We start from the raw sequence: 11,442 nt of genomic DNA, 5'->3' as shown, positions 1-11,442 counted from the left end.
CGAAACGGAAAAAAGGCGAGCATTTTCCCTCACCGGGCCGCCTCGGGGCAATGACAGATAGTCATCTGAAGGCGTTTTTCCAATGGATAACGACGTATTCGCCTGGTGAAACCTTTCCGCCGTCCGATTGTTGACAAAAGCTAACGTCGAGAAGTGCCATCTATCGAGCAATATCAAAACTTTTTGATATTGCTCTTGCGATACCTTCGACCCGTGACTAGACTGCCGGCCTTATGAATTTACGCGTGCCCTCCATTCAACATGACGATTGCGATGAGCTGGCGGCCTTGTGCAAGGCTGGCGGCGATCCCCTGCGGTTGAATGTCTTGCGCGCACTGGCCAATGACTCGTTCGGCGTACTGGAACTGGCGCAGATCTTCGGCATCGGCCAGTCAGGCATGAGCCACCACCTCAAGGTACTGGCACAGGCCGACCTGGTGGCAACGCGCCGCGAAGGCAACGCGATTTTCTACCGTCGCGCGCTGCCCCACACCGAACTGCTGGGCGGCAAACTGCACGCAGCATTGCTCGAAGAAGTGGACAACCTGACGCTGCCGACCGACGTACAGTCGCGCATCACCCAGGTCCATGGGCAACGTGCGGCGGCCAGCCAGGATTTTTTCTCAAGGGTTGCGGAGAAGTTTCGCGCCCAGCAAGACTTGATCGCCGGTCTGCCGCAATACCGCGAAAGCGTGGTGGCCCTGCTCGACAAGCTGAGCTTCGACAAAGACGCCACGGCCATTGAAGTCGGCCCCGGCGATGGCGCATTCCTGCCGGACCTGGCGCGCCGCTTCGCGCAAGTCACGGCGCTGGATAACAGCAGTGCGATGCTCGAACTGGCGCGCCAGGTCTGCGAACGCGACAAGCTGACTAACGTTAGCCTGCAACTGGCCGATGCATTGAACGGCGTCAGCCTCAAGGCCGATTGCGTGGTACTGAACATGGTGCTGCACCATTTTGCCGCACCGGCCGATGCGCTCAAGCACATGGCCCATTTGCTGCAACCAGGCGGTAGCCTGTTAGTGACAGAGTTATGTAGCCACAACCAGAGTTGGGCCAAGGAGGCCTGCGGTGATCTCTGGCTGGGGTTTGAACAGGACGATCTGGCCCGTTGGGCCACCGCTGCGGGACTCGTTCCCGGGGAAAGCCTCTATGTAGGCTTACGTAATGGTTTCCAGATCCAGGTCCGCCATTTTCAGCGACCGGCTGGCGACACTCACCATCGGTAATTTCAGGAAAACATCGAGATGAGCGAATACTCCCTTTTCACCTCCGAGTCCGTGTCTGAAGGGCATCCGGACAAAATCGCCGACCAGATTTCTGATGCGGTGCTGGACGCCATCATTGCTGAAGACAAGTTCGCCCGTGTGGCGTGCGAGACTCTGGTGAAAACGGGCGTGGCGATCATCGCCGGCGAAGTCACCACTTCCGCCTGGGTTGATCTGGAGCAGATCGTTCGTGACGTGATCACCGACATCGGCTACACCAGCTCCGACGTTGGCTTCGACGGCGCGACCTGCGGCGTGATGAACATCATCGGCAAGCAGTCCCCTGACATCAACCAGGGTGTCGACCGTGCCAAGCCTGAAGATCAGGGCGCCGGCGACCAGGGCCTGATGTTCGGCTACGCCAGCAATGAAACCGACGTGCTGATGCCTGCACCGATCACCTTCTCGCACCAACTGGTGCAGCGCCAGGCTGAAGCCCGTAAATCCGGCCTGCTGCCTTGGCTGCGCCCGGACGCCAAGTCGCAAGTGACCTGCCGTTACGAAAACGGCAAGGTTGTCGGTATCGACGCCGTCGTTCTGTCGACCCAGCACAACCCGGAAGTGTCGTACAACGACCTGCGCGAAGGCGTGATGGAGCTGATCGTCAAGCACGTGCTGCCTGCCGAACTGCTGAGCAAGGACACCCAGTTCCACATCAACCCGACCGGCCAGTTCATCATCGGCGGCCCAGTGGGTGACTGCGGTCTGACCGGTCGCAAGATCATCGTCGACAGCTACGGCGGCATGGCCCGTCACGGCGGTGGCGCGTTCTCCGGTAAAGATCCATCGAAGGTTGACCGTTCGGCGGCCTACGCCGGTCGTTACGTGGCCAAGAACATCGTTGCCGCCGGCCTGGCCGAGCGTTGCGAGATTCAGGTGTCCTACGCCATCGGCGTTGCCCAGCCAACTTCGATCTCGCTGAATACCTTCGGTACCGGCAAGATCAGCGATGACAAGATCGTCAAACTGGTCCGTGAAGTGTTCGACCTGCGTCCATACGCGATCACCACCATGCTCGACCTGCTGCACCCGATGTATCAGGAAACCGCTGCGTACGGCCACTTCGGTCGCACCCCGGCGACCAAGACCGTTGGTGACGACACCTTCACCACGTTCACCTGGGAAAAAACCGACCGCGCCGACGCCCTGCGTTCTGCTGCCGGCCTGTAAGGTTCCCCCGCAACACCCGAAGCCCCGCACGGTTCGCGCCCTGCGGGGCTTTTTATTGGCATTCGCTTTACACCGCATCAAGGCCTTCGCGAGCAAGCCCGCTCCCACAGGGTTATGAGTGGGTCAGTTGATTTGTGAACGCCATCGCTTACTGTGGGAGCGAGCTTGCTCGCGATGAGGCCAGCACAACCACCAGAAATACCCGGCAAAACACCCCCTCGCTGCGCCAACTGATACTGACCTAGCCTTCACGCACCTCACCGAGCAAGGACGCTCAAGATGCTTCCCGACCTACGCCTGTTTTTCGCCGCTCTACTGACCCTTGCCTACCTGACCGCCAGCGCCGCCGAGTGCCCGGAATGGCCAGCCGAACGCGCCCGGAACGAAGTCGGCAAACTGCAACAACAAATCGACCTCTGGGACGACAGCTATCACCGCCAGGGACGCTCACTGGTCGCCGATGAACTCTACGACCAGTCCCGCGCGCGACTCACCCAATGGCGCCACTGCTTTAATCTGAGCCCGCCCGCAGACCCCTTGCGCACTGCGCGCGGTACGCTGCCCCACCCCATCGCCCACACCGGCCTGGACAAACTGCACGATCAGCCCGCCGTGGAAAAATGGCTGCGTGACCGGGTCGACGTCTGGGTCCAGCCTAAAATCGATGGTGTGGCGGTGACTCTGGTTTACCGCAGCGGCCTGTTGGCCCAGGCAATCAGCCGCGGCGACGGCCAAAGCGGCCAGGACTGGACGGTACCTGCACGGCAGATTCCGGCCATCCCGCAACGGCTATCTCAGGCCCGGGACTTGATCGTGCAAGGCGAACTGTATTGGCGCCTGACCGATCACGTGCAGGCCCGGGCCGGTAGCCTCAATGCTCGTGGCTCGGTAGCCGGTCTGATGGCACGCAAGGTCTTGAGCGCCGAACAGGCCGCCGGCATCGACCTGTTTGTCTGGGACTGGCCCCAAGGACCGGCGAGCGTACCCGAGCGTGCCGCGGCGCTGACTGCGCTGGGCTTCCCGAGTACCACGGCATACAGCCAGCCCATCGCCTCCGTCATTGATGCCGAACGCTGGCGCGAGCACTGGTATCGTTCCCCCTTGCCCTTTGCCAGCGACGGCATCGTCCTGCGCCAGAATCAGCGACCAGCCGCCGAACGCTGGCAAGCCAGGTCACCCTACTGGGCCATCGCCTGGAAATACCCCTTCGCCCAGACACTGGCCGAAGTCCGCCAGGTTCACTTCAAAATCGGCCGGACCGGGCGGATCACTCCGGTTCTTGAACTGACCCCGGTAAAGCTCGATGACCGGCAGATCAAGCACGTCAGCGTCGGTTCGTTGCAACGCTGGCAGACGCTGGACATCCGCCCGGGTGACCAGGTCGCCATCAGCCTGGCCGGGCTGACCATTCCCAGGCTCGATAGGGTTGTATTGCGCAGCAGCGAACGCGCCGAATTGAACGCGCCGCGGGCAGAGGACTTTCATTCATTGAGTTGCTGGCAACCGACTCCGGGCTGTGAGAGCCAGTTTCTTGCGCGCCTGACCTGGCTCAGCAGCAAACAAGGCCTGGCGCTGCCCAATGTGGGTCCGGGCACCTGGGAAAAACTTCTTGCAACAGGTCGGCTGAACGGTCTGTTGGATTGGTTGACCCTCGATGCCCAAGAGCTTGCTACCATTGACGGTTTCGGCGAGCGCAGCGCGGCTCGTCTTGCGGACAGCTTCAACCGAGCCCGGCAACGCCCGTTCGCGCACTGGCTGAAAGCCTTGGGATTGCCGCCGACAGGTCAGGCGCATCTCGGCGATTCATGGCTGGTACTGGCGCAGCGAGACATCGAACAATGGCGGGCCGAGGCCGATATCGGGCCAGGGCGCGCGGCGCAACTGAGCGCTTTTTTCCGCGATCCGCAGGTACTGGGCTTGAGTGAAACGTTACGTGATGCGGGGATTGACGGCTTTTAGTTGTCGGCCCTGCGCCCAGCGGGAACCACAAGGGACCGCTGGGCTCCAACAGCCATTGCCACAGTGGTCTGCTTGCTTTCCTACATGGAGCTTTTATGAAATTTCTTTCACCGCTCGCCCTGTTGACCCTTTGCAGCGTGCTGGCCACCCCGTTGATGGCGGACGAGGAAGCGCCGGGGCTGACCGGTTGCGCCGCCAAGAAGCAAGGCATCGTCAACCAGATCGAATTGGCCAAGGTCCGCGGCAACGCCGACCAGCAGGCAGGCCTGGAAAAGGCCTTGAGCGAAGTCGAAGCGAACTGCACCGACGCCTCGCTGAAGAAGGAACGGGAAAACAAGGTGCTCGACGCCAAGCACGAAGTCAGCAAGCGTCAGGCAGACCTCGACAAGGCCATGAGCAAAGGCGATCCCGACAAGATCAACAAGCGCAAAGACAAACTCGCCGATGCCCGCAAGGAATTGCAGAACGCACTCGATGAGTTGGATAAGTAACGCAGCAGTTTTTTTGTGGCGAGGGGGCTTGCCCCCGTTGGACTGCGAAGCAGTCCCAAAATCGCTGAACCGAACTCAGTCAGATATACCTGACAGTTCAAACAAACGACGGCTACGCCGTCGAACGGGGGCAAGCCCCCTCGCCACAGGTCATGCGTAGCGCCGAATCAATGATCCCGAAACGCCTTATGACAAGCACTGCAAGCATCTTCGACTTTCTGTACCGCCGGCCCCAGGTTGCTGGCCTTGTAGGGTTGGACCTGGCTGGCGATCACCAATTCACCGGTGGCGCTTTCAAGGTCGCGGGCCATTGCCTGAAAGCGTGTCTGTTGCTCCCAGACATCGCTCTTGGCGCTGGTGTGATCCTCCTCGCGCACTTGCGGAAAATGCTGCCACGGCTCACGGGACAACGCATCGAGTTTCACCGCACCTTCGGCGAACTTCGGGCCATCGAAGGCAATGCGCCCACGCAACATACCGCCCAGGTCTTCGCCAGTCTTGAGCATCTGCTTGAAAATGGCCTTGCGCTGGCCGAGCGGCGAGTTGGGGTCGATACCGCCACAAGCGGACAGCGTCAGGCAGGCCAGCAATACAACAGAAAGTCTTTTAAGAGTCATGGTGGCTTCAGGTCACGGGAAACGGCGGCCAGTATCCTCGCGTCATCGGCAAAGACCAATAGCCCTATTATCAATAAGGGTTGCTAGCGCATGGAGCGCTCAAGCAACCGGCAAAGGAACCACTCCATGAACAGCCGTTTCAAGGCATGGCGTCACAGCCTGGCCTGGACCCTGCCGATGGTGGCCCTGCTCGCAGGCTGCACCGGTGGCGACAGCCAACAACCGAAAACCCACGCCCTGGCCACCTACTCCAGCGCCACATGGGAAGCGCTGCCGGCAGTGTCCGACAGCGACCTGGTCGCCGGTTTCGGTTCCTGGCGCAGCGCCTGTACCCGACTCAAGGCCGATCCGGTCTGGGGTGGCACCTGCGCAGCGGCTGTCAACGTGCCGCAAACCGCCAGCGACATTCGCGGTTTTCTCAAACAGAACCTCGATGTCTATGGCCTGCGCGCCGCCAACGACAACCCCAACGGCCTGATCACCGGCTACTACGAACCGGTCTATCCCGGGAGCCTGACCCAGACCAGCGCTGCCAATGTCCCGGTCTATGGCGTCCCCGAGGACATGATCATCGTCGCCCTCGACAGCATTTACCCGGAACTCAAGGGCAAGCGCCTGCGCGGTCGACTCGAAGGTCGCGTGCTCAAGCCATACGACGATGCGGCAGCCATCGAAAGCAAAGGGGTCAATGCGCCGGTCGTGGCCTGGCTGACCGATCCGATGAACCTGCAGTTCCTGCAAATCCAGGGTTCGGGTCGTATCCAGCTCGACAATGGTCGCCAGTTGCGCATTGCCTACGCCGATCAGAACGGCCACCCGTATCGACCGATCGGCCGCTGGCTGGTGGAACAGGGCGAACTGAAAAAAGAAGACGTGACCATGGGCGCCATCAGCACCTGGGCCAAGGCCAATCCATCGCGGATCCCCGAACTGCTCGGCAGCAACCCCAGTTATGTGTTCTTCACCCGCAACCCGGACAGCAACGAAGGTCCGCGCGGCTCGCTGAACGTACCGTTGACCGCCGGTTACAGCGCGGCGGTGGATCGCAAGGTGATTCCGCTGGGCAGCCTGTTGTGGCTGTCCACCACCAGACCGGACGGCACGGCCCTGGTTCGCCCCGTGGCAGCACAGGACACCGGCGGCGCCATTGCCGGCGAGGTTCGGGCGGATCTGTTCTGGGGCACCGGGGATGCGGCCGGGCAACTGGCCGGGGACATGAAACAGCAGGGGCAGATCTGGATGCTCTGGCCCAAAGGCGCGACGTTGCCGCAAGTGCCGCAGGTGGCGGATGCCGAGAAGACCAAGCCCTGAGGCGAGTGTTGACCGTTAGATAGCTTTCGCGAGCAGGCCCGCTCCTACACTGGAACGCACACTCCTGTGGGAGCGAGCTTGCTCGCGATGAGGCCGGCAAAAACCCTGAAGATCTGTCAGGCTGACACCACAAAGAAACTCACGATCAACCCCATCCCCACGAACCACATCAACGACCGCAGCGTCGCCCAGTCCGCCAGGTAGCAAATGATGTAGAGCAGCCGGCTGGTAATGAACAGCACGGCCAGCACATTGATCGTCACCAGTTCGGCATTGCCGACCAGATGCGCCACGATCACCGCCGCAGCGAACGCCGGGGTCACTTCAAAGCTGTTCAGTTGCGCCGCATTCGCGCGCCTGCCCAAGCCTTCCAGCGAATCGAGAAAGTCCCGGGGATCATGGTTGTCTCTCAACCTGAACCCGCCACTGATCTTGGCCACGCCCACACACACATACGGCAGGAAAATCGCGATCAAAATGCACCACAGAGCAACCGTCATAAAGCAGTCCCTTCTTCACGTTTCAGAACAGTCAAAATTTCATGACCAATATACCGATCAGCACCAGCCCACAGGCCAAGAGGCGTGGCCCGCCAAAAGGCTCTTTCAGGTAACGCATGCCAAACAGCACCACCAGAATTACGCTGATCTCGCGCAACGCCGCCGCTTCTGCAATCGAGCCCAGCTGCATCGCCCACAGCACCAGAGCGTAGCTGAACAACACGCAGAACCCGACGGCCAGGCCCAGTCGCCACTGCTCGCGCCAGAACAACATGAACGCGGGTCGTTTGCGCACCAACGCCAACAGCGGAAACGGCCAGGCACTGAGCAAGGTGACCCAAACCAGATAATCCAGTGGATGGGACCAGCGTCGCAATGCCTGCCCGTCAATGTAGGTGTAGCAACCGATGCACAGGCCGATCAGCGCCACCACCGGCAACATCGACCAGGGCAAACGCGCACCGCCGCCGCCCTGCCAGAGCAGGCACAGCATGCCGAACGGGATCAGCAGGATTCCGAAAATCTGCTGATGGGTCAGCACTTCCCCGGCAAAGATCAGCGTCAGCGCCAGCACCACCAACGGTGACAGGCCACGCATCAATGGATAGACCAGCCCGAGGTCGCCGACCCGATAGGCCTGGATGAGCAAATAGCGATAGAGCAACTCGAACGCCGCCGACGCCAGGATCCACGGCCAGATCTCCAGTGGCGGCACGCTCAGGAACGGCAGCATCAGCACGACAAAGAGCAGCGCCACGCTGTCCATGCAGGCCACCACCAACAGCCGCTCCGCACTGAACTTGATCAGGGTATTCCACGCCGCATGCAACAGCGCCGCCACCAACACCAACGCCGTCGCAAGCACGGCCTACTCCTTTTGTTGTCTCCACGATCCCCGTAGGAGCGAGCTTGCTCGCGAAAAACGTGAGGACAACGCGCTCAATCAGCGAGCACCCGTCTTCGTTCACGTCCATCGCGAGCGAGCTCGCTCCTACAGGGGCCGGGTAGAGAATTGATTCGCCATATTTCACTGTCTGTTTATACTGCAAGCGACCACGCCGCACTCAGTTGCGCACAAACTTATTCCAATAAAAATCCTGCCCGGCCCGCTCTCGTCGAGAACGGTCGTCGGCCTGCGTATGCCTGATCACAGCGTCAAGACTACCGACAGAGACCTTGCGCATGCCACTCGCTTTGCTTGCCCTCGCCGTTGCCGCCTTCGGCATCGGCACCACCGAATTCGTCATCATGGGTCTTTTGCCCGATGTCGCCCGCGACCTCAGCGTGAGCATTCCCGACGCCGGATTGCTGATCACCGGCTACGCCCTGGGCGTGGTATTCGGTGCACCGATCCTCGCGGTCGGCACCGCCAACATGCCGCGCAAGGCCACGTTGTTGGGCATGACGCTGATGTTCATCCTCGGCAACATGCTCTGCGCGCTGGCGCCAAACTACGCCACGTTGATGGCCGCGCGCGTGATCACGGCACTGTGCCACGGCGCATTTTTCGGCATTGGTTCGGTGGTGGCCGCCGGGCTGGTGGCCCCCAACAAAAGGGCTCAGGCGATTGCCATGATGTTCACCGGCCTGACCTTGGCCAACGTGCTCGGCGTGCCACTGGGTACCGCACTCGGGCAATACGCAGGCTGGCGCTCGACCTTCTGGGCGGTGTCGGTGATCGGGGTGCTGGCGGCGATTGCGCAATGGGTCTGGCTGCCGAAAAACATCGCGATGGATAAAGCCAACCTGGCCAGCGAGTTCAAGGTACTGGGCAAGGCCAACGTACTGCTGGCCCTGGGCATGAGTGTACTGGCCTCGACCAGCCTGTTCAGTGTGTTCACTTACATTGCGCCGATCCTGCAAGACATCACCGGTGTCAGCCCCCACGGCGTCACCCTCATGCTGCTGTTGTTCGGCGTTGGCCTGACCGCCGGCAGCATGCTCGGTGGTCGTCTGGCGGACAGCCGTTTGCTGCCTTCGCTGGTGGGCATGGCGCTGGCGGTGCTGGTGGTACTGGCGGCATTCACGCAAACCAGTCACTCGGTCATCCCGGCGGCCATCACACTGGTGTTGTGGGGGACGTTTGCCTTTGCCTTGTGCCCGATCCTGCAACTGCTGATCATCGATCAGGCCTTTGAGGCACCAAACCTGGGTTCGACCTTGAACCAGAGCGCCTTCAACCTCGGCAACGCCGCCGGGGCATGGATTGGCGGGCTGGTTGTGGCCAGCGGTGCCGATCTGGCGGACTTGCCCTGGACCGGTGCACTGGTCAGCGGGCTGACCGTGCTGACCGCACTGTTTTTCATCTATCGCCAGCGTCGCGGTGCGGCTGCGCTTGATGCGGTGGGCTGAGGATCAGCTTGATGGTTTTTTGATTTTCTGCGGATCGGGCGCTTCGCTCTGATCCGCAGATTTTTTCGGCGGCCCGCTTTCGCTGCGAATCTGCGCATGGCTGATCAGCGCGAAAATAAAACTGCCACCGATGATGTTCCCCGCCAGCGTCGGCCCGGCGAACACCAGCCAGAAATCACTCCACGGCAACTCGCCGGCAAATACCAGATACGAAACCTCCAGCGAACCGACCACGATGTGGGTGAAATCCCCCAGCGCCATGAGGTAGGTGATGAGGATGATGATCCACATCTTGGCGCTCTCCATGGACGGGATCATCCAGACCATGGTGGCGATCATCCATCCGGAAATGATGCCCTTGGCGAACATCTGGCTGGCGTGGTTTTCCATGACCTTGCGGCCGATATCGAGGAAGGCGACATCGGTCTTGCTGTCGAAAATCGGCAGTTCCAGCATCACGTACGCCACCAGCAAGGTGCCACAGAGGTTGCCGACCAGCACCACCGTCCACAGCCGTAGCAGCCGGCCGAAGTTGGCCAGCGTCGGTTTGGTCATTACCGGCAACACGGCGGTCAGGGTGTTTTCGGTGAACAGTTGCTGGCGAGCGAGGATCACCGCGAGGAAACCGGCGCAATAACCGAAACTCGCGATCACCTTGAATCCTTCGCCATCCGGAAGACGTGAATTGAGCAAGCCCATGCCCATCAGCGACAGCCCCATGGTCAACCCCGCCGCGAGCGCCGACCACCACAACGCGGCAATGCTGCGCTCCAGCTCCTGGTCGCCCTGGGTACGGATGATCTCGTGCAGCACCGCGGCACGGGGTGGCTGGCTCTTTTCGACTTCGTGCTCTTCTTGCGCCGAAAGGTTCGGGGTCTTGCCGTCTTGTGCCGAGTTCATGGGATGCGCAACCGGTGGCGGGCTATTCAGCTATGACCTGTGCAGCGGGGATTCCGTTCTGTAGGAGCGAGCATGCTCGCGATGGACTTGAGAGCACCACTGGGTGTCAGGTACCCAGTGTTATCGTTAACGACCATCGCGAGCAGGCTCGCTCCTACACGCTGGCGTCGTCCTTGAACTGGTCCTTGACGTACTTGATCTCGGTCCGGCCGTGAGGCGCCGGCAAGCCGTCTTCACCGAGGTTCACGAACACCATTTTTTCAACGGTGAGGATGCTCTTGCGGGTGATCTTGTTGCGCACCTCGCACGTCAGGGTGATCGAAGTGCGGCCGAACTCGGTCGCCGTGATGCCCAGTTCGATGATGTCGCCCTGGCGCGAGGCGCTGACGAAATTGATTTCTGAAATGTACTTGGTGACCACACGCTGGTTGCCCAACTGAACGATGGCGTAGATCGCCGCCTCTTCGTCGATCCAGCGCAGCAGGCTACCGCCGAACAGCGTGCCGTTAGGGTTGAGGTCTTCGGGTTTTACCCATTTGCGGGTGTGGAAATTCATGTTCACTCCTGAGCGTCTTGCCGAATGATGCCGACCATCATGGCAGAGCCCGACCTAGAGCTCTATTGAGCATCGTCTATGGTCTCGATTACCGTTCGGACATTGACCGACAGAAACGCTTTGGAAGATCGGCATAGCCCGCTATAATCGCCACCGTTTCAAAACGGTCATCTTCAATTGCTACCGTTTCCCGCCACCTGTCCGAGGGGCGCTGCAGCAGGTTCGACCTGTCAGGCTCGGATGGGGCGTTGCCTGGCCTTCACTGGCTGGACACTAAACGCACAACGGCGCCCATTCGCATACATTACGAATGGAGGC

11 protein-coding genes and 1 riboswitch are annotated in these 11,442 nt (G+C 60.7%); of the genes, 6 read left to right on the top strand and 5 right to left on the bottom strand.

The features are described from left to right. The first annotated feature begins 233 nt into the window (after nucleotides 1-233). The 4 genes from KW840_RS06615 to KW840_RS06600 all read left to right on the top strand — a co-directional run bounded on the left by KW840_RS06615 (nucleotide 234) and on the right by KW840_RS06600 (nucleotide 4,888). Nucleotides 234-1,229 carry a metalloregulator ArsR/SmtB family transcription factor gene (locus KW840_RS06615; protein ID WP_057712962.1) on the top strand — a complete coding sequence of 332 codons (996 nt, stop codon included), beginning with the start codon at nucleotides 234-236 and terminating at the stop codon, nucleotides 1,227-1,229. 18 nt (nucleotides 1,230-1,247) lie between these two features. Next, the gene (metK, locus tag KW840_RS06610; protein WP_007975460.1) at nucleotides 1,248-2,438 is read left to right on the top strand and encodes a methionine adenosyltransferase; all 1,191 of its coding nucleotides are present in this window, start codon (nucleotides 1,248-1,250) and stop codon (nucleotides 2,436-2,438) included. A gap of 279 nt (nucleotides 2,439-2,717) precedes the next feature. Continuing rightward, nucleotides 2,718-4,397, top strand: a complete 1,680-nt coding sequence (gene ligB, locus KW840_RS06605) for an NAD-dependent DNA ligase LigB (RefSeq protein ID WP_218494719.1) — start codon at nucleotides 2,718-2,720, stop codon at nucleotides 4,395-4,397. Between the two features lie 95 nt (nucleotides 4,398-4,492). Next, nucleotides 4,493-4,888, top strand: a complete 396-nt coding sequence (locus tag KW840_RS06600; protein WP_218494718.1) for a DUF1090 domain-containing protein — start codon at nucleotides 4,493-4,495, stop codon at nucleotides 4,886-4,888. Between the two features lie 167 nt (nucleotides 4,889-5,055). Here KW840_RS06600 and KW840_RS06595 read toward each other — a convergent pair whose 3' ends face one another. Beyond that, on the bottom strand, nucleotides 5,056-5,505 hold the full coding sequence (locus tag KW840_RS06595) for a cytochrome c (RefSeq protein ID WP_057712959.1): 450 nt from the start codon (nucleotides 5,503-5,505) through the stop codon (nucleotides 5,056-5,058). A gap of 126 nt (nucleotides 5,506-5,631) precedes the next feature. Between KW840_RS06595 and KW840_RS06590 the strand changes: the two genes are divergently transcribed. Beyond that, complete coding sequence (locus KW840_RS06590; protein ID WP_218494717.1) at nucleotides 5,632-6,816, top strand: murein transglycosylase A; 1,185 nt, start codon at nucleotides 5,632-5,634, stop codon at nucleotides 6,814-6,816. A 116-nt stretch (nucleotides 6,817-6,932) separates the two neighbouring features. Here the strand turns inward: KW840_RS06590 and KW840_RS06585 are convergent, their stop codons facing one another. Both KW840_RS06585 and KW840_RS06580 read right to left on the bottom strand, forming a co-directional pair. After that, on the bottom strand, nucleotides 6,933-7,316 hold the full coding sequence (locus tag KW840_RS06585; protein WP_218494716.1) for an MAPEG family protein: 384 nt from the start codon (nucleotides 7,314-7,316) through the stop codon (nucleotides 6,933-6,935). A 31-nt stretch (nucleotides 7,317-7,347) separates the two neighbouring features. Further along, nucleotides 7,348-8,181 (bottom strand): EamA family transporter, encoded by an 834-nt coding sequence (locus tag KW840_RS06580; protein WP_057712956.1) that lies wholly within the window; start codon nucleotides 8,179-8,181, stop codon nucleotides 7,348-7,350. 317 nt (nucleotides 8,182-8,498) lie between these two features. On the opposite strand from KW840_RS06580, the gene KW840_RS06575 reads away from it, so the two are divergent. Further along, nucleotides 8,499-9,668, top strand: a complete 1,170-nt coding sequence (locus KW840_RS06575; protein ID WP_218494715.1) for an MFS transporter — start codon at nucleotides 8,499-8,501, stop codon at nucleotides 9,666-9,668. Between the two features lie 3 nt (nucleotides 9,669-9,671). Here the strand turns inward: KW840_RS06575 and KW840_RS06570 are convergent, their stop codons facing one another. After that, nucleotides 9,672-10,568 carry a formate/nitrite transporter family protein gene (locus KW840_RS06570; RefSeq protein WP_218494714.1) on the bottom strand — a complete coding sequence of 299 codons (897 nt, stop codon included), beginning with the start codon at nucleotides 10,566-10,568 and terminating at the stop codon, nucleotides 9,672-9,674. A 154-nt stretch (nucleotides 10,569-10,722) separates the two neighbouring features. Further along, complete coding sequence (locus KW840_RS06565) at nucleotides 10,723-11,124, bottom strand: acyl-CoA thioesterase (protein ID WP_008019918.1); 402 nt, start codon at nucleotides 11,122-11,124, stop codon at nucleotides 10,723-10,725. 197 nt (nucleotides 11,125-11,321) lie between these two features. After that, nucleotides 11,322-11,424, top strand: a riboswitch (S-adenosyl-L-homocysteine riboswitch). Nucleotides 11,425-11,442: the final 18 nt, after the last annotated feature.

Source organism: Pseudomonas sp. PDM30 (assembly GCF_019218985.1).
Taxonomy (GTDB): Bacteria; Pseudomonadota; Gammaproteobacteria; order Pseudomonadales; family Pseudomonadaceae; genus Aquipseudomonas; species Aquipseudomonas jessenii.
The sequence above is the reverse complement of the archived record's forward strand: the minus strand, read 5'-3'. Positions and strand labels throughout refer to the sequence as shown.